We start from the raw sequence: 22,836 nt of genomic DNA on the forward strand, positions 1-22,836 counted from the left end.
TGGCGGATATAGTCGGTGAATGAGCCCGCGTCGACCAGTGGCAGATGCAGAACTTGACGTTAGAGTGCAAAACCATGCGACCCGAAATTCTCTTTCCCCTTTTCCAGGACGTTATTGTCCTGCCCGGCATCGGTCCGAGACTGGCTGCCCTGCTGGCGAAAGCAGCCGGGCCGCGGGTCAAGGATGTGCTGTTCCAGCTGCCCACCGGACTGGTCGATCGGAGCCAGACAACATCCATCGCCGAGGCGCCCGACGGCGAGATCGTCACCCTGACGGCCAAGGTCGAAGATCACATTCCCAGCTCGCGCCAGGGCAAGCCCTACAAGGTGCGCCTGTATGACGGCACCGCCTTCATGCATCTGGTTTATTTCCATTCGCGCCGCGAATATCTCGAGAAAATACTGCCTGTCGGCGAGACACGCATCGTCTCCGGCCGCGCCGAACGCTTCGGGGCCGAGATCCAGATGGTGCACCCCGATCTGGTGATGAGCGAAGAAGAGGCGGCCGAGACCGCCCTGCTGGAGCCAGTCTATCCCCTGACCGCCGGTCTCACGGCCAAGGTGATGCGCAAATCCGCCGCCGGAGCGCTGAGCCTGCTGCCGGTTCTGCCGGAATGGCAAGACGAGGCGCTGTGCACCGAGCACGCCTGGCCCGATTTCAAGACGGCCATGACAGCCGCTCACCACCCCCAGACGGCCGCCGATCTGGAACCGCTGAATCCGGCCCGCGAACGTCTCGCCTTTGACGAATTGCTGGCTCACCAGATGGCGCTGCAACTGGCCCGGGCCCGCCGCAAGGCGCTGCCCGGCCGTAGCCTGGGCGGAGACGGCACCAAGGTCGAGGCCGTGCTCGGGCATGCCCCGTTCAAACCGACCGGTGCCCAGAGCCGCGCCTTCGCCGAGATCCGCGCCGACATGCTGGAGCCTGCCCGCATGACGCGCATGCTGCACGGCGATGTCGGTGCCGGCAAAACCTTCGTCGCCGCCCTCGCCGCCGCCCAGGCCGCCGAATCCGGCTGCCAGACCGCGATCATGGCACCGACAGAAATCCTCGCCCGCCAGCATGCCAAGACCCTGAGCGAATTGCTGGGACCGGCCGGCCTGCGCGTCGCCATTCTCACCGGCCGCGACAAGGGCAAGGCCCGCGCAGAAATCCTCGAACAGATGCGCACCGGTGCCGTCGACGTGGTCTGCGGCACCCATGCCCTGTTCCAGGACGGAGTCGAGTTTGCCGATCTCGCCCTTGTGGTGATCGATGAGCAGCACCGTTTCGGGGTTTCCGACCGGATGCGACTGACGGCCAAGGGTCATCGTCCCGACACGCTGGTGATGACGGCAACCCCCATCCCGCGTACGCTGGCGCTGGCGGTGCATGGCGATCTCGATGTCTCACGGCTCGATGAGAAACCGGCCGGCCGTATCCCGCCGGATACGCGCCTGGTGCCGATGGAACGGCTCGATGATGTGGTGGAAGGCGTGCGGCGCGCCATCGCCAAGGGCGACCGGGTCTATTGGGTCTGCCCGCTGGTTGAAGAATCAGAGGTCTCCGAGCTCTCCGCGGCCGAGGATCGCTGGCGCCATTTGCGCGCTGCGCTGGGCGATGATCGCGTCGGGCTGATCCATGGCCGCATGAAGGCCGCGGAGAAGGAAAGCGTCGCCCTGGCTTTCCGCGAAGGCCAGATGGACGTGCTGGTCGCCACCACAGTCATCGAGGTTGGCGTCGATGCGCCGGACGCCACAGTCATGATCATCGAGCACGCCGAACGCTTCGGCCTGGCGCAATTGCACCAGTTGCGCGGCCGGGTCGGGCGCGGCGAGAAGCCCTCTTCCTGCTTGCTGCTGTACAAGGGCCCTATCGGCGAGACCGCCAAGGCGCGGCTGGAAATGATGCGCGAGACCGATGACGGGTTTGTCATCGCGGAAGAGGACTGGCGCCTGCGCGGTGCCGGCGATCCGCTGGGTCTGCGCCAGAGCGGCCTGCCTGATTTCGCCCTCGTGCAGATGGAGGCACATGGCCATCTCATCGCCCTGGCCAATGACACCGCCAAGCTGGCCATACATCGCGATGCCGAACTGACAACGCCGCGCGGCGAGGCGCTGCGCATCTTGCTCTATCTGTTCGAACAGGACCGCGGCATCCGGCTGCTCAAATCCGGTTAGCCCGATACACCGCTGGCGCCGGGCACATCGGGCGGCAGCGTGTCGCGCACGCTCTTGGGCAATTTGTCGGAGGTGACCATGCCGAAGGAAATGATCAGCTTGGCCGCCTCCTCCACCGTCATGTCGACATGGATGGTGTTGGCGCGCGGCGTGTAGAGCAGGAAGCCGGATGTCGGGTTGGGCGTGGTCGGCACGAACAGGCCGACGACATCATCACCGATCACTTCCTGCAGCGCCCCGCGCCCCTCGGCCGAGACGAAGGCCACCACATAGAGCCCCTTCATCGGATATTCGATCAGCACGACTTCCTTGAAGGAATTGGCTTTTCCGGAAAACACCGTCTCGACGATCTGCTTCAGGGCGCCATAGACATGACGGACCAGCGGCACGCCATCGACCAGCCGCTCACCCATCGAGATCAGGGTGCGCCCGAACAGATTGGCGGCGAGCGCCCCGACCACGGTCAGGAGCACAACGGCGATCACCACGCCAAGGCCGGGAATGGTGAAGTCGCCCGGCAGATAGCTCTCCGGGTTATAGCGTGCCGGTATCAGCGGCTTGACGACATTATCGACAAAACCGACGAAGCTGATGATGAGAAAGAGAGTGACGCCCAGCGGGGTCGCGATCGCGATCCCGGTCAGGAAACTGTTGCGAAGCCATCGAAACATGCCGGTTCAGCACCCAATCTGCGCGGTCCGCGCTCCCGGTCAGCCCCCTGCCCAGTGCGGTCACAATACGTGAAGCCATCGACCGCGCCAAGCGGTTGCACAGCCATGGCGGGCCGGGGATGATAGGGTCAGATTCCAGGGGAGTGATTGTGAGTCCGACCGTTATTGCCCGGCATGTCTTCCTGTTTGCCTGTATCGCGTTTGCCGTGTTGCTGATTGCAGCCGGCTGGGTCCTGCGTGACCAGGTCTACCGAACCTTTCAGGACCCGGGAGTTCCCTTCCAGACCTACACCCCGCCGCCTGGTGCCGATTATGCCGACGAGGCAGGCTGGTATGTGCGCGAGGGCTTCAGCGATGAGGACGAACCGGCCGTCTTCTTCGTGCATCCGACCACCTATTCCGGCGGGGCCAACTGGAATGGCCAGCTCGACAAGCCACGTTCGGTCGAGATGGTCACATCCGTCATGCTGCCCAATTATGCGGCGCCCTTCGCCAATTCCGGCGCCCTGTTCGCGCCGCGCTATCGCCAGGCCTCGCTCTACGCCTTCATGAATAATCGCGAGGACAGCGTGCGCGCACGCCTGTTTGCCTATGGCGACATCCAGCGCGCCTTCGACGCATTCACACAGCAGATCGGCGACAGCCGCCCCATCATCCTGGCCGGCTATGGCCAGGGCGGGCTCGACGTACTCGGCCTGCTGATCGATCGCGTGGCCGGGGATGAAGCGCTGACCGCGCGGCTTGTCGCCGCCTATGTGATCGAATCGCCGGTACCGCTGGACCTGTTCACCGGCCCGCTGCAATCCCTGCCGCCCTGCACGACACCGGAAGCGGTGCGCTGCGTCTATGGTTTTTCCTCGGCGATGCCGTCCGAAGAGGGCCGTCTGCACATCCTCACCGAACGCGCGATGAGCTGGGCGCCGGAGGGCGGGCTGGATTTCGTCGATGGCCGTGGCCTGCTTTGCGTCAATCCGCTGCTATCGGCGGTGAGCAATGACTACGCCTCGGCGCGCCAGCACCGCGGCGGTGTCGCCGCCGAGGGGCTTGATGGTGATGTTGTGCCGGCCCCGATCCCGGCCCAGACCGGGGCGCAATGCGCCGATGGTGTGCTGTTCTTCGAACAACCGCGTTCGCGCGCCCTGCACCGCCCTCGCCGTCTGGTCGAGGATTACCGGTTGCCGCCCTTCAACCTGTTCTACGAAGATATCCGCTTCGACGTGACGCGGCGCAGTTTCAACCTCGCCGCCATCCTGCAGGATGAACGCCAATGGGCACCGCCCCTCGATGCGCCGGAAGCGATCGAGGACGCCCCGGTGATCCCGATACCCGACGGACGGCGTTACTAGAGCGCGCTAGAGCCCTTTGGCGATGGCATCGAATTCGAGCAGGGTTTTCAGCAGGCCTTCAAACTCGTGCAACGGCACCATGTTCGGGCCGTCCGACGGCGCATTGTCCGGATCGGGATGGGTTTCCATGAAGACGGCGGCAACGCCAACAGCCACGGCCGCACGCGCCAGGGTCGGCACGAATTCGCGCTGACCGCCCGATGTCGTACCCTGCCCGCCGGGCTGCTGGACCGAATGGGTCGCATCGAACACGACCGGTGCGCCAAAACCCGCCATGATCGGCAGGGAACGCATGTCACTGACCAGCGTATTGTAGCCGAAGCTCACACCACGCTCACAGGCCATGACGTTGGGATTGCCCGCATCGGTGATTTTCGCGAGCACATTCTTCATGTCCCAGGGGGCCAGGAACTGGCCCTTCTTGACGTTGATCACCTTGCCGGTTTGCGCCGCGGCGATCAGGAGATCGGTCTGGCGGCACAGGAAGGCTGGTATCTGCAGCACATCGACCGCCTGGGCGGCGATCGCCGCATGCTCGGCCGTGTGGATGTCGGTCAAAACCGGCAGCCCCAGGCTTTCACGAATCTCGGCAAAGACTGGCAGCGAGGCCTCAAGCCCCATGCCGCGCTGGCTGGAAAGGCTGGTGCGGTTGGCCTTGTCGAAAGAGGTCTTGAAGATCAGTCCGATATCGAGCCGGTCGGAAATGGCCCGCAATTCGGAGGCAACCTCGAGGCCGTGCTGACGGCTTTCCAGCTGACAGGGGCCGGCAATGATGGTCAGCTTGCGGGCATTGCCAATCTCGATCGGATCGCGACCTGGACGGGCAAGGGAGATGACGGCATTGGGCTGGCTCACGAAGGAATCCTCTTGAAATATACCAACGGTCCGGCGGCGGCCGCTGTCAGGGCTGGGGCGTGCGACTGATCCATTATCTGGTGTCCCGCGTATCCCGTTCAACCCGTTATCTGTCTACAGGGCTTTCATGGCAACCATTTCCGCCACCGGCGCCGCGCTCGTCTGGTTTCGTCGCGATCTTCGCCTCGCCGACAACGCAGCACTGAGTGCTGCGCTGCGCACCGGCCGGCCGTTGATCCTGCTTTTCATCGACCAGCGCGACCGCGCCCTCGGCTCCGCGCCGGGCGAGGCGGCGGACTGGTGGCTGCAGGCCTCGCTCACCGCGCTGGACGGCGACATCACCGCGCGCGGCGGCCGGCTAGACCTGTTGCGTGGCGACCCGGCGGAGATGATCCCTGCCCTGGCGCGCGATCACGATCTGGCGGAAGTCTTCTGGAATCGCTCCGGCGAACCCGCCATCGATGAGCGGGACCGGAGCATCGCAGAGACCCTGCAGCGCAGCGGTGTCGAGCCGCACGCCTTTGCCGGCACGGCCCTGATCGACCCGGCCCGCCTGCTCACTGGATCAGGCACGCCATACAAGGTGTTCAGCGCGTTCTGGCGCGCGGCCCTGCGCCAGCTCGAACCAAACCCGGCCCTGCCCGCGCCGCTGCGTCTGGCGACGGGTCCGGCCATACCGGACGCGACGCCGCTTGCCACGCTGGGCCTTGATCCGGCGAATCCCGACTGGGCCAGTGGTTTTCGGACCGAATGGCAGCCCGGCGAAGCCGGCGCGGCTGCGCGCCTTGAAATCTTTCTCGATGCGGCTCTGAACGATTACCCTGAAGGTCGTGACCGCCCGGACCGGTCGGGCACATCGAGGCTCTCACCGCATCTGGGCTCCGGTGAAATCTCGCCGCGCCAGGTCTGGCATGCCGTGCAGCAGCGCCTGGCTGACGGTGCGAATTATCAGCCGGCCGAGAAATTCCTCGCGGAGATCGGCTGGCGCGAATTCGCCTATTATCTGCTGCACCATTTCACCGATCTCAGGACGGCGAACTTCAATCGCACCTTTGACGGTTTCCCATGGCGCCAGGATTCCGCCGGTTTCAAAGCCTGGACGCGCGGCCAGACGGGCATCCCGCTGGTCGATGCCGGCATGCGGCAGCTATGGACGACGGGCTGGATGCACAACCGGGTGCGGATGGTGTGTGCCTCATTCCTGGTCAAGCATTTGCGTTGCGACTGGCGCGAAGGCATGGCCTGGTTCGAACACACGCTGGTCGATGCCGACCGCGCCGTAAATGCGGCCAGCTGGCAATGGGTCGCCGGATCCGGCGCCGATGCCGCGCCCTATTTCCGCATCTTCAATCCGGTCCGCCAGGGCGAGCGCTTCGATCCCGAGGGCGATTATGTGCGCCAATGGCTGCCCGAACTCGCCGGGCTGCCCAAACGCTGGATCCATGCCCCCTGGAGCGCCCCGGTGCCGGTCCGCCAGGACGCGGGACTGATCCTCGGCAGGACCTATCCGCACCCGCTCTGCGATCTCGCGGCCGGTCGCGACGCCGCACTGGATGCCTATCGCAGCCTCAAACGCGACCCCGGCGAGGCCGGACAAGCCTCAGTGCAAGGATGATCCAACCCGACGCACGACCCACAGCCATTTTTGCCGCGGCATGGGCGACGAACGGGTAATCCCGTGCTAGATTGGGGCGATGAGCCAAACCGTGACCGCACGCCAATCCGCCGACGACCTCACCGGTCACGCGCCCCCACCCTCCCGCCTACGCGCCCAGCCAGGCTCCCGCCGGGCGGACCGTGCGATGGATGGTGCCATGCGCCCTGCGGGCGGCTGCCCCACCCGGCCCAGGCTCGATACTCTGTTCTTCCCGCACGAAAAGGGGCTCACAGTGCCCGCATGGCTTCACTCATGACCGACCCGCTCATCACCGCTACCGAAGCCCTGACCCGTCTGGGCGAACCGGGAACCATCTTCATTGATGCCAGCTGGACGTATGATGGCGGCCCATCTGTGGAGAGCGAGGGTTTCGTCCCGGGGGCGCTCGCCTTTGATATCGACACCGTCAAGGACAAACGCTCCTCCCTGCCGCACATGCTGCCGGAACCGGACGTGTTCGCGCGCCATGTCGAAACGCTGGGCATCAGCAATGACAGTGAACTGATCGTCTATGACCGTATCGGCCTGTTCAGTTCGCCGCGCGTCTGGTGGACGTTCCGTGTGATGGGGCACGACAATGTCCGCGTCATGGCGGGCGGATTGCCGGCCTGGATCGCCGCGGGCGGACCGATCGAGGACCTTCCTGCCACCGAAGCCGAACCGGGCACCTACACGCCAAGCTATCGCCGCGAACTCGTCGCTACGGTCACCGATGTAAAGATCGCCAGCCGCAACGCCTCGCACCAGATTCTCGATGCACGTTCGCTGAGTCGTTTTGCCGGTCTCGAGCCGGAACGCCGGGCCGGCATGCGCAGCGGCCATATCCCGGGCTCCACCAGCCTGCCCTATGAAATGCTGTTCGATGACGACAATAATCTGATCGAGATCGACGAAGAGCTGGCCGAGGACCTCGGCATTGATCCGGAACTGCCGCTGATCACCAGCTGCGGCTCCGGCGTCACTGCCTGCATTCTCTCCCTGGCGCTGGAACGTTCCGGACGCACTTCGGCCGTTTATGACGGGTCCTGGTCGGAATGGGGGTCACGCACCGACACGCCAATCGTCAAGGGCGGTGGACGGCGGTACAGATGAGGGACGAAACCCGGCTCACCCGTCTGGGACGACCGCATGACAGCCGCGGCCTGGTCAATCCGGGTGTCGAGCGCGGCTCGACGATTCTAGCACCCTCGGCGGCCCAGCTCTATGATTTCCCGCCCGGCATGCCGCATTATGGCCGTGTCGGACTGGAAACCCAGACCGCCCTGCGCGAGGCCCTGAACGGGCTTCAAGGGGGTGCCGGTTGCGCCCTCACCTCATCCGGGCTTTTGGCCAATACGCTCGCCATCATGACCGTGGTCGAGGCCGGCGGAACCGTGCTGGCAGCCGATTGCATTTACGGACCGGTGCGCAGCTTCCTGCTCAACACCCTGCCGCGCTTCGGCGTCACGGCATCCTTCTTCGCACCGCGCATGGGCGCCGAAATCAGCGATCTGATCACATCGGATACCCAGGCCATCCTGCTGGAATCGCCCGGCTCGCTGACAATGGAATTGCAGGACATTCCCGCAATCACCAAAGTGGCTCGGGACAAGCGTGTCGCCACCATTATTGATGATACCTGGTCGGCCGGGTTGACGATGAAACCACTCGCGTTGGGCGTCGATCTCGCCGCCCAGTCGCTGACCAAATATGTCGGCGGTCATTCCGACCTGCTGATGGGCGCCGTCATCGCGCGCGACGAGGCCATGGCCCAACGCCTGCAGGCGACCGAGCGCGCCTTCGGCATCCACACCGCCCCGGACGACGCCTATCTCGCCCTGCGCGGCTTTCGCTCCATGGCCCTGCGCATGCAGCGCAGCGAAGCGACCAGCCTCATTCTCGCCGACTGGCTCGCAGCGCGCCCCGAAGTCGGCGCCATCCGTCACCCGGTGCGCTCCGATCATCCCGACCACGCCATCTTCAAGCGCGATTTCAGCGGTGGATGCGGCCTGTTCGCGGTCGAGATGCCCGGCTGGGACGTCGCGAAGAGCGAACGCTTCCTCGATGCGCTGGACATCTTCGGTCTCGGCTTCTCCTGGGGCGGCTATGAAAGCCTCGCCATCCATTGCGACCCGCAACTCAAGCGCAGCGCAACGGCACACAAGCATGATGGCGCCCTGATCCGCTTTTCCTGCGGGCTGGAAGCGCCGGAGGACCTGATCGCGGACCTGGAGAAGGGTTTTGCGGCGGTTCGTTAGAGCTGGGACTGCGGCCCCACGGCCCTGACTCCGGATTTCTGGAAAATGGTGCCTCCGACAGGAATCGAACCTGTAACCGTCCGCTTAGAAGGCGGGTGCTCTATCCAGTTGAGCTACGGAGGCAAGGACAGATTCGCGACTGGCGACCAGCGGGGTCAGTGCGACCAGGGCTGTTTGCGGTCGGTGGCGAAATTGTCGGCATAGGATTTGACGTAGCGCTTGGGCGCGTGCGGCGTCGTCACCTGATAGGGGATGCCCTGGCGGCGGGCATAGGCGACAGCCTCTTCCTGGCTGTCAAAGCTGAGGCGGATCTGGGCGCGCATATCGGTGCTGGAGGTCCAGCCCATCAGCGGATCCGGGCGTTGTGCCATTTCAGGGGTAAATTCGAGCAGCCACTGTTTGGAGAGTGCGCGGCCGGACTGCATCGCATTGCGGGCCGGCTGGTAAATCTTCGCAAACATGCGGTTCTCCCCATCATGCTGCGGCCCTGCCTGTTGCGGGCCTTGAAAATGGTCGGGGCGGCAAGATTCGAACTTGCGACCCTCTGGTCCCAAACCAGATGCGCTACCAGGCTGCGCTACGCCCCGAAGGCGCCCTTATGAAAGCGCTTTTGCAGTTAGGCAAGTCTACTGAGCGTCTGAAGCCGATTCAGGTGCAGCAGCATCCTCATCTTCCGTGGTTTCAGGCCCTTCTCCGGCTGCAGTTTCTGCAACGAGAGAACCGTAGGCCTCATCGCGGAGCATCGCACCGGGGCGAATCCCCAGCTCCGCGGCACGGCCACCGCCAATCGCCAGCACGGCGGCGACATCGAAATCGGACTCCAGGGCGCGCTGCGAACCGGGCTGCGCGTTGGCAATGAGTTTGACGACAGTGCCATCCTCACGAATGAACAGCCAATCAAGGCTGATCAGCGTGCCCTCCATCGTTCGCGAGACGCGGCGCGGCGGCATGTAGACGAACAGCATCGCCGCATCAGGGTCGAGCGTTTCGCGGCTCATCAGCCCGCGCGCCAGCTGTTCGGGCGTCGAGGCGATTTCGGCCATGAAGACATGTTGCGACTCGCCGGTGTCGACGGTCATTGTCTCAGGACCGCCAAACGCGATCGGTGCGAGTGCAGGGCTCGCATCAGACGTGGCCGCGGCAGTCGCGGTTTCGGCAGTCGCTGCCGGCGCAGCCTCGTCCTGGGCCCAGGCGGGCGCGGCGAGAATCAGGGCGGAGATGAGGATCAGTTTTTTCATAGGCTCAGGCTAGCCAAGCCGGAGCCGCGGCGCAATCGCGCCGCGCCGTCCCGAATGCACGGACATCATCAGTCTCAGAGACTGCCGCCAGCCCGGATTTCCGCCGCCAGGGCACCCTTGGGTCCCTCGACGCAACGGATATGCAGCGTTTCACCCGGCTGGACATCCTCAAGCCCGGCGCGGCGCAAGGTGGCGGCGTGCAGGAAGATGTCACCGTCGACGCTTTCACAGGTCACGAAACCATAACCGCGCAGGGCATCGAACCATTTGACGACCGCCGCATGGAACGGCGTGTTGACGACTGTATGGGGATGGAAGCGCCGCGGCCGCAGTTCGGCCTCACCATCGCCGCCGGTCATTTCGAGGATCTCGACCGCCTGGCGGCCCTTCTCACCCTTCACCGCGTGGCAGACCACCTTGGCATCAGGCAGCGCCGGACCCTGACCATAGCGGCGCAGGCAACTGGCATGGAGGAGAATATCGCCGGATCCGTCGACCGCATCGATGAAGCCATAGCCCCGGGCCGGATCATACCATTTTATACGGCCCTCAAGCCGGACAACCTCGGTGTCCTCAAAAACATCGTGCGCTAGAACCATCACATCACTCGCTTCAACAACCCAACATGAAGGAATTTACACAATTTCTTCGCAGAGGAGAAGTCGTAGCGACCAAATGGTTGCTTTAACGATCCGCAATATCTTGCCGTTGCGAGAGGTTCGCAGCGCCAGAACCACCACATCTTGTGTTGTGCCAGGCAAGAACCCGCAACCAAATGCGTCTTTTCTGTGGCGGGTGTGCCAAAACTTTTTCGCCTTAAAGGCGAGTTTTTATGTGGAAAACTGTCCGTTTTCAGCAAAACCTAGGGTCGCAGACCTTGATTCCAACCCTGGTTTCGAGACCAAAACGAATCAATCGGCAATGGTGGCCTGGATCGCCGCACGCATGCGGTCCGCCTCGGCAAGGCGCTCGATCGCCGGCTGGCTGCGATAGATGGCGCTGTTGGCTCCGTGTTCGGAACATTCAACCGATTCCACCCAGCACCGTCCCTGAGTGGCTTCGCGGACGATCTCGTCAGCGCGGCGGAAGGTCAGTTCGGCCATGCGTTCGCAGCTGGTGCCCTCGACCACGCGAACGCGCGCAATACCCCGCTCGCCGAGCGCTTCGAGCGCCGGGCGTTCCGGGTCGTCAATGGCAACAAGGAGCGTGTGATCGAACATCTCGTGCAGCCAGTCACGAATCAAGCCGAAACCGCCGCGGCCGAAATCGAGCACCCAACCGCGCCGGTCGAGCTGTTCGGCGGCGAAGACGAAGTGGAAACCGAAGGAGTAGCCGTGCAGCAGATGGCAATCGCTGTCTGCCGCCCATTGCCGCGAGCAACAGGACAGTCCGCGATCATTGCCATAGGTCTTGGTTGAAAGATGGGCCATGCCCCGCTCTCCCTGCCTGACGGCCTCGTCGAGACCATTGCCGATATGTCTGTACCCGATCCCCCATTCCGGTCCCCGGAAGGGGTGATATTGCACACATAATCGGGTGGAAGATCGCGTGGTAGGCCCTAGGGGAGTTGAACCCCTCTTTCCAGGTTGAAAACCTAGCGTCCTAACCGATAGACGAAGGGCCCAACGCGATGAGGGCCGCTTAATACGTAAGCCCGAGGCGTGTGGCAAGATGCTGATGTGAAAAAACTTCAGCGAATTGCTGTTGCCATATCCTCAAGCTGAAACTGAGCCCGGTTCCGGCCGTTCCACTGATCCAGTTTGACCCGCCCGGCGACGTGCCAGCGACGCTCGTCCGCGGCCAGAAGTGCCTCGCCGATTGGCCCGTCCGCGGTGCGGAAAGAGATGCCCTGCAAGCTCGCCCCGCCGCTATCGGTGAGCGTGAAGCGCACGTGATCCTTGCCGACTCGCTGGGCAAAGCTGACCCGCAGATCGGCGAGCGCGAAGCGCGGCTCGGAATTACCCTGCCCGAACGGGCCCGCTGCCTGGAAACTGCCAGCCAGCTCCGGCGAGACACCCGGCGCCGTCAACAGCCCGTCAAGCCGCAGCGCCATCGCATCGCTGGCTGCAGCCAGTTCAGGCGCGAGACGGGCATCGAGGAAGGCGACCAGCTCATGGATTCGTTCCGCATCGACGGTCAGCCCGCCGGCCATGGCGTGACCGCCGCCGGCGAGCAGCAGGCCCGCCTGCCGCGCCGCCGAAATGGCGCCGCCGAGATTGACCCCGGGCACCGAACGCCCTGAGCCCTTGCCCAGCACCGGCGAAACGCCGGTGTCGAGGCCGATGATGATCACCGGCTTGCCATAGCGTTCCTTGACGCGACCGGCGACGACCCCGATCACGCCGGCATGCCAGCCCTCACCCGACGCGACCAGAATCGCCCGGTCCTGGCCCTGGCGCTCGATCTGCGCCATCGCCTCTTCCATAACTTCAGCCTCGATCGCCCGACGCTCGGTATTGAGAGCGTCAAGTTCCGCGGCGATTCCCGCTGCCTCCTCCTCGTCATCGCTGGCGAGCAGGCGCGCGCCGAGATCGGAGCGCCCGACCCGGCCGCCGGCATTGATTCGCGGTCCGAGCAGGAAGCCGGCATGGTAGGTGTTGGCCGCATCGTCCTTGATGCCGGCGACGAGCGCGAGCTGGCGCAGGCCGGGATTGTGCCAATGCCCCATCGCCTTGAGCCCCTGGGCCGTCAGGGCGCGATTGATGCCGGTCAGCGACACCACATCGCAAATCGTGCCCAGGGCGGTCAGGTCGAGCCATTGCATCAGGTCCGGCTCGGGCCGGTCGTCGAAGCGGCCACGCCGGCGCCCTTCCCTGTTCAGCGCGACCAGGAAGACAAAGGTCACGCCAGCTGCCGCCAGATGACCGCAGCCGGATGTGTCGTCAGGCCGGTTTGGATTGACCAGGGCTGCCGTCGGCGGAAGCTCGCCATCCATCAGGTGGTGGTCGATCACGATCACGTCGAGGCCGATCTCGCGGGCATGCTGTAGCGGGCCATGCGAGGTCGCACCGCAATCGAGCGTGATGACCAGATCGGCACCATTCTCGCTCAGGGTGTCGAAGGCAGCGTCGCTGGGACCATACCCCTCGGCGATGCGGTCAGGCACATAGAGCGCGGCCTCATGCCCGACAGCGCGCAGCCAGCGCCGCAGTTGCGCCGAGGAGGTCGCGCCGTCGACATCGTAATCGGCAAAGACCGCAAGTGACTTGCCGGCATCGAGCGCGTCCCAGACCAGACCGGCGGCCCGGTCCATATCCTGGAAGGCGGACGGGTCGGGGAAACTGTCCTTCAGACGCGGCGTCAGAAACTGTGCCGCCTCGGGCGGTGCCACGCCGCGGCCGGCCAGGACCCGCGCCAGACTGTCAGATATCTGCTGTTGCCGGGCGATGGCCGCGACATCGCCTTCATCGACCGGCCGCGCAATCCAGCGCCGGCCGGTCAACGAGCGTTCTACGCCGAGATAGGCGTCCGGCAAGTCCATCGGTGGATCGAGTTCAATGGTCATGCGATCCCGGCCCCCTGGCGCCGGATCAGGCCTCCGGCCGGGCGCTGCGAACGCGGCGGATGGAATGATCCGAAGAATCCAGCACCAGCGTGTGCGTATGCACCATGCCGTCGGAACGCTTCACTGCATCGACCAGATCGCCCTGGGTGACACCAGCCGCCACGAACAGGCATTGGCCCGAGGCCAGCTCGGCGAGGTCGTATTTCCGGTCAAGATCAGTGACGCCAATGCGGCGGGCGCGATCGCGCTCGTCATCAGTACGGAAGAAGAGGCGCGCCTGCATCTGACCGCCGATACAACGCAAAGCCGAGGCCGCCAGCACGCCTTCAGGTGCGCCGCCGCGGCCGATATACATGTCGACACCGGTGCCCAGCCCTGCCGCGCCCATGATCCCGGCAACATCGCCGTCACTGATCAGACGCACCCGGCCGCCGACGGACTTGACGCCGTCGATGATGTATTGATGGCGCTCGCGCTCGAGCACGCAAACCGTGATTTCAGACGGCGACACACCCTTGGCCTTCGCCAGGTTGAGCACATTCTCTTCCGGGGAGGCGTCGAGATCGATCACACCGGCCGGCAGGCCCGGGCCGATGGCGATCTTGTCCATATAGGTGTCCGGTGCATTGAGCAGACCGCCGCGCGGGCTGAAGGAGACCACGACGAGGGCGTTGTTCATGCCCCAGGCCGTCAGGGTCGTGCCCTCGAGCGGGTCGAGCGCGATATCGATTTCGGGACCTTCGCCGGTGCCGACTTCCTCACCGATGAACAGCATCGGCGCTTCGTCGCGCTCGCCCTCACCGATCACGATACGGCCACGCATTGGCATGGCATTCAGGCCCGTCCGCAACGCGTCGACGGCGGCCTGGTCTGCCGATTCTTTTTCGCCACGGCCGATCCAGGCCGAGGAGGCGATCGCCGCCGATTCCGCTGCATTGACAGCCATCAGAGCCAGATTGCTCAAGGCGCGCGTATCACTCATGCTAATTTCTCCCGTGGCGCGCCGGCAGGTCGCGGCGCATGGTCTGATTTCAAATCGTAAACTGGATTATTGCGGCGGCGTGGTGCGGGTCCGCCCTTCGGCGACAAAATCCTCGACTTCACGCCGTCCCTCGGCCTCGATGGCGGCAATCTCGGCAGCCTGGCGCTCGCGGCGGCGCAGGACCTCGGCCGCATCCTGGTCAAGCTGGGCAGCATCGCCCGCAGTCAATTCATTGACGGGGACGGAGGGCGGTGCCTTGCGGCCCTCTACGTCATTGGCCAGACGCTCGCGCACCCATGCCGGCGTTGCAGCCTGATCGGTCAACGGCTCGATAGCGGTGCAGGCACCGGCGAGGAGGCACATTGTCACAACCGGTAAAACTGCCGAGCGAAAAGGCCGTTTCATGCTATCTCCTGACGCTGGACGCGTGTTGTGCTTTCTATACGCTCATCATCTCCTGAGTCACCACTCGAACACAAGGAATCGGCATGACCAACGGGTCCGGCAGCGACGACAAGAGCGAACTCTCCCATCCCTGGGCGAATCTGACAGCCGCCGAGCTCGACGCGCTCGACACGGTTTCGCGCAATCTGATGCAGGCCTCGCTGCACTCGCAAAAGCTGATGTCGAACGTCATGCAGAAGGCGCTCGAGGGCGAAGCGGTGATGCCGCAGGCCGATCCCTTCCATTCCGCACCGGAGTTCAAGGAAGTCTGGCAACACATTGCCACCCAGCCCGACCTGATGATGAAAGCCCAGGCGGAACTGGCCAAGGGCTATCTCGACCTGTGGACCAATACGACCCGGCGCGTCTTCGACGGCCCGGTCGAGCCCGCCATCGAGCCGGAAGCGGGTGACAAGCGCTGGCGCAGCGAAGACTGGACGAAGAATCCGGTCTTCGACGCGATCAAGCAATCCTATCTGATGAACCAGCATTTCATGATGGGGCTGGTGCAGGGCGTCGAGGGCGTCGATGAGCGTACCAAGCGCAAGGTCGAATTCCTCACCAAGCAGATGACCGATGCGCTCTCACCGACCAATTTTGCGCTGACCAATCCGGACGTGTTGCGCGAGACCATGCGCACCCACGGCGCCAATCTGACGCAAGGGCTGGAAAACCTGGTCGAGGATCTCGAGGCCGGCGATGGCCGCCTCGCCCTGCGCCAGACGGATACGGACGGTTTCCGTGTCGGCGTCGATCTCGCGACCACGCCGGGCAAGGTCGTATTCCAGAACGAGATTATCGAACTGATCCAGTATGCCCCGACGACCGAAACGGTGAAGGCGCGTCCGCTCCTGATCGCGCCGCCCTGGATCAACAAGTTCTACATTCTCGACCTGCGCGAGAAGAATTCAATGATCCGCTGGCTGACCAAGCAGGGTTTCACCGTTTTCCTGATCTCCTGGGTCAATCCGGGCAAGGCTTTGAAAGACAAGACCTTCGAAGACTATATGCACCAGGGCCTGCTCGCGGCGATCGACGCCATCGAGGACGCGACCGGCGAGACATCTGTCAATGCCGTGGGTTATTGCGTCGGCGGCACGCTGCTCGCCTCAACACTGGCCTGGCTGGAAGCGACCGGCAAGCCGGAGCGTATCGCCTCGGCGACCTTCTTCGCGGCCCAGACCGATTTCGAACTGGCCGGCGAACTCCTGCTCTTCGTCGATGATGTCTGGATCGAGGAGATCGAACGGCTGATGGACGCCCAGGGTGGCGTGCTCGACGGCCGCACCATGGCGGACACGTTCAATCTGTTGCGCTCAAACGACCTGGTCTGGTCCTTCGTGGTCAACAATTACCTGCTCGGGCGGCAGCCGCAGGCCTTCGACCTCCTGTTCTGGAATGCCGACCAGACCCGCATGCCCAAGGCGCTACACCTCTGGTATCTGAAGAACATGTATCGCGACAACAAGCTGGCCAAGGGCGAGCTGGATTTCGACGGGGTCAACCTCGCGCTCGGCGACGTCAAGACGCCGGTCTATATGCAAGCTTCGCGCGACGACCATATCGCGCCCTACCCCTCGGTCTACCGCGGCGCCAAACTTTTTGGCGGCCCGGTGCGCTACATGATGGCCGGCTCGGGCCATATCGCCGGCGTGATCAATCACCCCGATGCCCATAAATACCAGTACTGGACCAATGAGACCCTGCCCGACACCGTCGAGGACTGGCTGGACGGTGCCACAGAAACACCCGGCTCCTGGTGGCTCGACTGGCGCGACTGGCTCTATGAGCGCTCCGGCGAGGATGTCCCGGCCCGAACTCCGGGGGCCGGCAAGCTCAAGGTGATCCGTGACGCACCAGGTGAAAATGTGCTGGTGCGGAGCGATGCGAAGGACGGGGTGAAGGCCGAGACGGCGGCTCCGGCCCCTGCGGCACAGGCAAAGCCGGCCACGAAAGCGAAGCCTGCGGCCAAACCCAAGGCGAAGGCCTCCGCCAAGGCAAAACCGAGGGCGAAAGCGTCCACCAAAAAGCCGGCGAAACCGCGCGCAAAGACGCCAAGCTCGTCATCCTGACCTTCGTCAGGATGACGACAATAATGCGTGACGTCCGCTGCAGGTCAGCGAAGGTTACGACAGCTCAGTCGTCAAATGCCGACAAGGCCGTGCGCAGACCCAGCCCGAACAGGACCATCATCACGCCCTGCACCGTCAGATCGACGGCGAGGATCAGGCCGAGCAGCCACAGGCCACTGGCGGGCCAGCTGAAGGCAATGATCAGGCCGATCAGGGCGGTGACGGCACCGCTGAGCGCGATCAGCTGCCAGCCCGGAGCGGGCCGCAATTGCAGGCCGAACCAGACGCGAAACCCGCCCGCTGCCATGAAGGACACGGCCATCAGCAGGGTGATCACGGTTGAAGCCAGGGTCGGGTTGAGGAAGGCCAGCAGGCCGGCCATCGTGTAGAGACCGCCGCTCAGGGCCCAGAACAATACATTCTGCCAGCCACGCACCTGGAAGGCGTGAGCGAGAAAGGCGATGCCGGCGACCCCGATCAACAGCCCGAAGACATAGACCGAAGCGACGGTGGCGGCGAAGAGATTGCCGAAGGCGATCAGTCCAAACAACAGGAAGACGGCGCCGAGTCCGACAAACCACCCCCACTGCCGGTTGAGATCAAAGACAGGCATGGTGTCGATATCATTGCTCATGGGAGGCTCCATATTGGTTGGCCCCGGTGTAGCGCGATGCGCCCTCGCCGTCAGCGCCATTCGCGCCGCCATATCGTCGCACCACAAACGAAAACGGGCGGCTCCCGAAGGAACCGCCCGCAAACGTGTAACCGATAATCGGGTGACCGATTAGCGCTTCGAGAACTGGAAGCTACGGCGGGCTTTCGCACGGCCGTATTTCTTGCGCTCGACGACGCGGCTGTCGCGGGTCATGAAGCCACCGGCTTTCAGGACGCCACGCAGGCCAGGTTCAAAGGCTGTCAGAGCCTTGGAGATACCGTGACGCACGGCACCGGCCTGGCCGGACAGACCGCCGCCCTTGACGGTGGCGATGACGTCAAACTCGTTGACGCGTTCGGCACATTCCAGCGGCTGCTGCAGCAACATGCGCAGAACCGGGCGGGCGAAATAGGTTTCCTGGTCACGGCCATTGACCGTGATCTTGCCGGAACCGCGCTTGATCCACACACGGGCAATCGCGTTCTTGCGCTTGCCAGTGGCGTAGGCACGGCCGAGGGCGTCGATCTGAGGTTCGACAGGAACGGTTTCTGCTTCAACCTTGACGGCGTCGGCAGCTTTCATGACGACCTTCAGGTCGTCGAGCGAGCGGGCTTCTTCAGACATATCAGCCTCTCGAATTCTTGGAGTTCATGGATTTGAAATCGATCAGCTCGGGCTGTTGGGCCTCATGCTTGTGATCGGTCCCGGCATAAACACGCAGCTTGGAATATTGCTGGCGTGCGAGCGGGCTGTCCTTGGGAAGCATGCGCTTGATCGCATTTTCCAGAACGCGCTCGGGGAAACGACCGTCGAGCAACTTGGCCGGGCTCGTTTCCTTAATGCCGCCCGGGTGACCGGTGTGGCGATAGTAACGCTTGTCGTCACGCTTCTTGCCGGTGAAGACGCACTTCTCGGCATTAACGATGATGACGTGGTCACCGGTGTCAGTGTGCGGGGTGAAATCCGGGCGGTGTTTGCCACGAAGACGGGTCGCGACGAAGGCTGCAAGACGGCCGACAACGACCCCCTCTGCATCGATCACGATCCACTTGTTGACAACGTCCGCCGGTTTTGCGGAATAGGTTTTCATATCTGTCCTGCCTCAAGCCTGTTGGCCATGGGTTTGGTTTCGAGCGCGCGGTGTAGGCGGGCTTTTTCATTTGGTCAAGCAGGGGGCGAATTTCCGTTGCGTTTTTATGCAGCTAGCGATGCGGTTATATAATACCGCATAACACTGCCATCGTCATCTTCCTGTCGTGATGCACTTGTATTAGCAGGGTATTCCCGATCGTACGGAGCCTAGACATGTCCCTCACCCGCCGCCTTTTCCTGCGAAATTCGATCGCCACAACGGCCGCCTTCTCCGGCCTGGCCACGCTCGCCGGCTGCCAGTCGAACGCGATCACCGGCTATCTCAACCAGGTGCGCGGCTATGGCCCGCTGCAGCGGGACCCGGCCAGCCTGTTCGATCTCCCTCGCGGCTTCACCTATCAGGTCATCTCCACCGTCGGCGATGAAATGACCGACGGGCTTCTGGCACCGGGCGATTTCGACGGCATGGGTTGCTTCTCCCGCGATGATGGACGCCTGGTTCTGGTCCGCAATCACGAGCTCAATCCGGGGCAGGCCGAGGTCTCGCCATTCGGAGCCAATAACGAACGCATCGGCCTGATTGATCGCAGCCGTGTCCACGACTGGACCGCCGATGGCCTGCCCAATCTGGGCGGCACCAGCCATGTCGTGCTCAATCCACAAACCCTGGAGGTCGAGGACGAATATCTCTCCCTGGTCGGCACCTATAATAATTGTGCCGGCGGCGTGACACCCTGGGGCAGCTGGATCACCTGCGAGGAAACAACGGTCGGACCCGGTGATGCAGCCCGCGTCGAGCATGGCTATTGCTTTGAAGTGCCCTCCTCTGCAACCGGTCTTGTGGAGCCGGTGCCGCTCAAGGCCATGGGCCGGTTTCGCCACGAAGCCGTGGCGGTCGATCCGGAGACCGGCATCGTCTACGAGACCGAAGATGAATATGCCGGCTCCTGCTTCTACCGCTTCCTGCCGAATGTCCGTGGTCAGCTCGCCGAAGGTGGCCGCCTGCAGGCCCTGGCAATCAAGGGCCGGCCGGGCATGGATATCCGCAACTGGGCCGAAACCGGCTCCACGGTCGCCGTTGGCGACTGGCTTGAAGTCGAGTGGATCGATCTCGACGATGTCGAATCGCCCAATGCGGATCTCTGGTCCCGCGCCGTCGGCGCCGGGGCGGCCCATATGAGCCGCTGCGAGGGAATTTACTGGGGCGATGGCGAAACCTATTTCACCTCGACGGATGGCGGACCGTCCCATCTGGGCCAGATCTGGCGATATCAGCCCAGCCCGCTGGAGGGCCAGCCCGGCGAGGCCGGACAGCCTGGACGGCTGCAGCTGTTCGTCCAGAGCGACGCCCCGGAAATCATGGAAAGATGCGACAACATCTGTGTCGCGCCCTGGGGCGACCTCATCGTGCTTGAAGACGGCAATGACGATCAATACATCCGCGGCGTGACGCCCGCCGGTCAGGTGTATACGATTGGCCGCAACGCCGCCTCCGGCCCGGATGGCGAAAAGAGTGAGATTACCGGTCCATGTTTCAGTCCCGATGGTTCAACCCTGTTCTTCAACATCCAGCGCTATCCCGGCCGCACATTCGCGGTTCGCGGGCCTTGGGGCGATCGCTCCTTGTAGGCGCTGCCCTCAGCATCCTGGCAGCCTGCGGTCCGACCCCGGAGCAGGCGATCGAGGAAGCTGCCGCCATCGAGGCGAACAATCGCGAAGTCCTGGTCACGGCAGCCTTTGTCAGCGTCCAGGGCGGTGCGGCCGCCCTCGCCTTCCTGCCCAACCGCGATGCGGCCTCGCTCGGCCTGATCGTCTCGGCGCCACGCGAAGGCGGGCTCGACCTGTTCGACGCCGATGGCGAACTGCGCACCCGCCATGCCGGCGTGCGCCTCTCCGGTCTGGCGACCGCGCCGGGCTTCCAGCTGCGCGGCGAGAGCCTGCCCCTAATTTTCGGTGCCTCGCCCGAAAACAACAGCGTCTACGGCTATGCCGTCGTCCCCGACGGCATTCGCGTCCTCGACCTGCCGCTTGCCGAGACCACACCGGCTGACGGCGTCGCCGGGCTGTGCCTGTATCGCGAGGGTGTCGGCTATGTCGATCTGGTGGTGCTCGGCAATGGCGCCACCGCCGAGATCTGGCGCATCCGCGATTCCGGCAATGATGTGCTGAGCGTCGAACAGCGTCAGAATTTCGCCCTGTCGGCTCCGGCCCGCCAATGCGCCACACTGGATGGCGACATCTATCTGGCCAGTCCCGCCGGCGGCATTTCCCGCATGGGCCCGGACGGCGTGATCGAGGCCGAGAACAACCAGTCGGTCGTCAGTCTCGCTGTCGGCGATTTCGACGGATCACGCCTGGTCCTTGCCACGGATGGCGCCACCGGTCGCGTGCACACCTTCTACGGCCTTGACCTGGCACCGGCCTCGGAGCTGACGATTGTCGATGGTCTGAGCACACCGGGGATCGAACAGCCAGCCGGCATCGCCATCACGCCGGAATCCTATGGCTTCACCGCGTATATTTCCGGAATGATCGCCGTCTTCGACCAGGACGACCAGCGCATCAAGGTGATCTCCCACGACGCGGCCAGCCGAGCCCTGGTCACCGCCGACTGATCGCAACCAGCCCTGCGGGGCATGATCTCACGCTTGAGGGCCCGTCCGCTGGACGGGCCCTTTTGCGTGGTGCCCCTACATCGCGCGGCGAGCGGTCCAGGTGGCGCCGAGCGTCGCGATGAAGAGCAGGATTGCCCCGGCCTGGTGGGCCAGCGACAGACCCAGCGGCACCACGGCGAGCAGCGCGGAAATTCCCAGCGCGATCTGGGCGATGACCAAGGCCGGCAACACGATCATGAACGGTTTGAGGGCCACGCGGGGTTCCCGCCAGATCGCGATAGCAAAGGCCAGAACCGCCAGGGCGACCAGATAGCCCATCCAGCGATGGTTCATCTGCACGGCCGCATGGCTCTCGAAAATCGCCTGCAGGAAAGGCAGGCCGGCGAGATAATCCTCGGGCACCAGCTGACCATGCATCAGCGGCCAGGTGTTGTAGATGCGTCCCGCATCCAGCCCGGCGACGAATGCGCCCAGCAGGATCTGGATGAAGATCAGCACCAGCAAGGCGGCAGCCGCGCCTACCAGACGCCCTTGTCGCACCGGCGGCGGCCCGAAGCGCGCCGTCAATCCGAGCCAGACGCTCATGCCGAGAATCAGGAAGGCCATGCCGAGATGGACGGCCAGACGGTACTGGCTGACATCGAGCCGGTCGACGAGGCCGCTGGCGACCATCCACCAGCCGATCCCGCCCTGCAGCGCACCGAAGCCGAGCAGCGCCAGCAGGCGCGGCTTGAGATGGGCGCTGATCGAACCGCGCAGCCAGAAAAAGAGAAGCGGGAGAGCGTAGACAAGGCCGATCATCCGGCCGAGCTGGCGATGCGCCCATTCCCACCAGAAGATCGTTTCATAATCGGCCAGCGTCATGGCCGAATTCTGCTCCTGGAATTCGGTCGTCTGCTGATAGAGCTCGAAGGATGCCTGCCAGTCGGCAGCGGTCAGCGGCGGGATCGCGCCGGAGAGCGGTTTCCACTCCGTGATCGACAGGCCGCTGTCGGTAAGCCGGGTGGCGCCGCCCACCAGGATCATGGCGCAAACCATCAGGGCGACGAAGAAGAGCCAGTTCGAGACCGACTGACTGGACCGGGAGCGATAGGACATGGAACCTCCTGCACACAGAAGGTCTGGTAACGCATCACACGCTCCGGACAAGCCAAAATGGCGGCGGTTTGATGTCGCAGCCCCGGATCGGGGGCGCAGCGCCGCACAGCGGCGGCAGGGGAATGGTCGGAACGGCGAGATTCGAACTCGCGACCCCTCGCCCCCCAGGCGAGTGCGCTACCGGACTGCGCTACGCTCCGACTTTCCTTG

Annotated in this window: 21 protein-coding genes and 4 tRNA genes; 8 read left to right on the plus strand and 17 right to left on the minus strand. The window is 64.0% G+C overall.

Features of this window, described 5'->3' with window-relative positions; all coding sequences use genetic code 11:
- Window positions 1-74 precede the first annotated feature (74 nt).
- Window positions 75-2,159 carry an ATP-dependent DNA helicase RecG gene (gene recG, locus ACN0YF_RS04320; RefSeq protein ID WP_417493490.1) on the plus strand — a complete coding sequence of 695 codons (2,085 nt, stop codon included), beginning with the start codon at window positions 75-77 and terminating at the stop codon, window positions 2,157-2,159.
- Here the strand turns inward: recG and ACN0YF_RS04325 are convergent.
- Window positions 2,156-2,830: a DUF502 domain-containing protein gene (locus ACN0YF_RS04325; protein WP_417481726.1), complete on the minus strand. Its 675-nt coding sequence runs from the start codon at window positions 2,828-2,830 to the stop codon at window positions 2,156-2,158. The two genes, recG and ACN0YF_RS04325, sit on opposite strands and share 4 nt — an antisense overlap.
- Window positions 2,831-2,979: 149 nt before the next feature.
- Here ACN0YF_RS04325 and ACN0YF_RS04330 point away from each other — a divergent pair, with 149 nt between their 5' ends.
- On the plus strand, window positions 2,980-4,176 hold the full coding sequence (locus ACN0YF_RS04330; protein ID WP_417493491.1) for a DUF3089 domain-containing protein: 1,197 nt from the start codon (window positions 2,980-2,982) through the stop codon (window positions 4,174-4,176).
- Between the two features lie 6 nt (window positions 4,177-4,182).
- Here the strand turns inward: ACN0YF_RS04330 and kdsA are convergent, their stop codons facing one another.
- Complete coding sequence (kdsA, locus tag ACN0YF_RS04335) at window positions 4,183-5,031, minus strand: 3-deoxy-8-phosphooctulonate synthase (RefSeq protein WP_417493492.1); 849 nt, start codon at window positions 5,029-5,031, stop codon at window positions 4,183-4,185.
- 127 nt (window positions 5,032-5,158) lie between these two features.
- Between kdsA and ACN0YF_RS04340 the strand changes: the two genes are divergently transcribed.
- From ACN0YF_RS04340 to metC, 3 genes are all read left to right on the plus strand, one after another.
- Complete coding sequence (locus ACN0YF_RS04340) at window positions 5,159-6,646, plus strand: cryptochrome/photolyase family protein (RefSeq protein WP_417493493.1); 1,488 nt, start codon at window positions 5,159-5,161, stop codon at window positions 6,644-6,646.
- A 294-nt stretch (window positions 6,647-6,940) separates the two neighbouring features.
- Window positions 6,941-7,780: a sulfurtransferase gene (locus ACN0YF_RS04345; protein ID WP_417493494.1), complete on the plus strand. Its 840-nt coding sequence runs from the start codon at window positions 6,941-6,943 to the stop codon at window positions 7,778-7,780.
- Complete coding sequence (metC, locus tag ACN0YF_RS04350; protein WP_417493495.1) at window positions 7,777-8,925, plus strand: cystathionine beta-lyase; 1,149 nt, start codon at window positions 7,777-7,779, stop codon at window positions 8,923-8,925. The genes ACN0YF_RS04345 and metC overlap by 4 nt, the downstream gene beginning before the upstream one ends.
- A 46-nt stretch (window positions 8,926-8,971) precedes the next feature.
- On the opposite strand, the gene ACN0YF_RS04355 is transcribed toward metC, so the two are convergent.
- The 10 genes from ACN0YF_RS04355 to ACN0YF_RS04400 all read right to left on the minus strand — a co-directional run bounded on the left by ACN0YF_RS04355 (window position 8,972) and on the right by ACN0YF_RS04400 (window position 15,019).
- Window positions 8,972-9,048 (minus strand) — tRNA-Arg (locus tag ACN0YF_RS04355).
- A gap of 32 nt (window positions 9,049-9,080) precedes the next feature.
- A complete protein-coding gene (locus ACN0YF_RS04360; RefSeq protein ID WP_417481720.1) occupies window positions 9,081-9,386 on the minus strand; it encodes an ETC complex I subunit in 306 nt (101 codons plus the stop codon).
- Between the two features lie 49 nt (window positions 9,387-9,435).
- Window positions 9,436-9,512 (minus strand) — tRNA-Pro (locus ACN0YF_RS04365).
- Window positions 9,513-9,551: 39 nt separating this feature from the next.
- A complete protein-coding gene (locus tag ACN0YF_RS04370; protein WP_417481719.1) occupies window positions 9,552-10,163 on the minus strand; it encodes a DUF192 domain-containing protein in 612 nt (203 codons plus the stop codon).
- A 74-nt stretch (window positions 10,164-10,237) separates the two neighbouring features.
- Window positions 10,238-10,762, minus strand: coding sequence for a cold shock domain-containing protein (locus ACN0YF_RS04375; protein ID WP_417481718.1), 525 nt, complete (start codon window positions 10,760-10,762; stop codon window positions 10,238-10,240).
- Between the two features lie 312 nt (window positions 10,763-11,074).
- On the minus strand, window positions 11,075-11,593 hold the full coding sequence (locus ACN0YF_RS04380; protein WP_417493496.1) for a 6-pyruvoyl trahydropterin synthase family protein: 519 nt from the start codon (window positions 11,591-11,593) through the stop codon (window positions 11,075-11,077).
- Between the two features lie 119 nt (window positions 11,594-11,712).
- Window positions 11,713-11,787, minus strand: a tRNA-Glu gene (locus tag ACN0YF_RS04385).
- A 66-nt stretch (window positions 11,788-11,853) separates the two neighbouring features.
- Complete coding sequence (gene recJ / locus ACN0YF_RS04390; protein ID WP_417493497.1) at window positions 11,854-13,668, minus strand: single-stranded-DNA-specific exonuclease RecJ; 1,815 nt, start codon at window positions 13,666-13,668, stop codon at window positions 11,854-11,856.
- Window positions 13,669-13,693: 25 nt separating this feature from the next.
- Window positions 13,694-14,650 (minus strand): class II fructose-bisphosphatase, encoded by a 957-nt coding sequence (gene glpX, locus ACN0YF_RS04395; RefSeq protein WP_417481715.1) that lies wholly within the window; start codon window positions 14,648-14,650, stop codon window positions 13,694-13,696.
- A gap of 66 nt (window positions 14,651-14,716) precedes the next feature.
- Window positions 14,717-15,019, minus strand: coding sequence for a hypothetical protein (locus ACN0YF_RS04400; RefSeq protein ID WP_417493498.1), 303 nt, complete (start codon window positions 15,017-15,019; stop codon window positions 14,717-14,719).
- A gap of 119 nt (window positions 15,020-15,138) precedes the next feature.
- Here ACN0YF_RS04400 and phaC point away from each other — a divergent pair, with 119 nt between their 5' ends.
- Complete coding sequence (gene phaC / locus ACN0YF_RS04405) at window positions 15,139-17,166, plus strand: class I poly(R)-hydroxyalkanoic acid synthase (RefSeq protein WP_417493499.1); 2,028 nt, start codon at window positions 15,139-15,141, stop codon at window positions 17,164-17,166.
- Between the two features lie 64 nt (window positions 17,167-17,230).
- Here the strand turns inward: phaC and ACN0YF_RS04410 are convergent, their stop codons facing one another.
- From ACN0YF_RS04410 to rplM, 3 genes are all read right to left on the minus strand, one after another.
- Window positions 17,231-17,800 (minus strand): HdeD family acid-resistance protein, encoded by a 570-nt coding sequence (locus tag ACN0YF_RS04410; protein ID WP_417493500.1) that lies wholly within the window; start codon window positions 17,798-17,800, stop codon window positions 17,231-17,233.
- A gap of 150 nt (window positions 17,801-17,950) precedes the next feature.
- On the minus strand, window positions 17,951-18,445 hold the full coding sequence (rpsI, locus tag ACN0YF_RS04415) for a 30S ribosomal protein S9 (protein WP_417493501.1): 495 nt from the start codon (window positions 18,443-18,445) through the stop codon (window positions 17,951-17,953).
- Between the two features lies 1 nt (window position 18,446).
- On the minus strand, window positions 18,447-18,911 hold the full coding sequence (gene rplM, locus ACN0YF_RS04420; protein ID WP_417481710.1) for a 50S ribosomal protein L13: 465 nt from the start codon (window positions 18,909-18,911) through the stop codon (window positions 18,447-18,449).
- 215 nt (window positions 18,912-19,126) lie between these two features.
- Here rplM and ACN0YF_RS04425 point away from each other — a divergent pair, with 215 nt between their 5' ends.
- Entirely contained in the window at window positions 19,127-20,542 is a 1,416-nt protein-coding gene (locus ACN0YF_RS04425) for an alkaline phosphatase PhoX (protein WP_417493502.1), read from the plus strand.
- Window positions 20,521-21,528 (plus strand): hypothetical protein, encoded by a 1,008-nt coding sequence (locus ACN0YF_RS04430; RefSeq protein WP_417481708.1) that lies wholly within the window; start codon window positions 20,521-20,523, stop codon window positions 21,526-21,528. Before ACN0YF_RS04425 ends, ACN0YF_RS04430 begins: the two co-directional genes overlap by 22 nt.
- Window positions 21,529-21,603: 75 nt before the next feature.
- On the opposite strand, the gene ACN0YF_RS04435 is transcribed toward ACN0YF_RS04430, so the two are convergent.
- Together ACN0YF_RS04435 and ACN0YF_RS04440 are read right to left on the minus strand one after the other, a co-directional pair.
- Window positions 21,604-22,626 (minus strand): COX15/CtaA family protein, encoded by a 1,023-nt coding sequence (locus tag ACN0YF_RS04435; protein WP_417493503.1) that lies wholly within the window; start codon window positions 22,624-22,626, stop codon window positions 21,604-21,606.
- 123 nt (window positions 22,627-22,749) lie between these two features.
- Window positions 22,750-22,826: transfer RNA gene (locus ACN0YF_RS04440), tRNA-Pro, on the minus strand.
- Between the last annotated feature and the right edge of the window lie 10 nt (window positions 22,827-22,836).

This window comes from Maricaulis sp. (genome assembly GCF_048270265.1).
Classification (GTDB): domain Bacteria; phylum Pseudomonadota; class Alphaproteobacteria; order Caulobacterales; family Maricaulaceae; genus Maricaulis.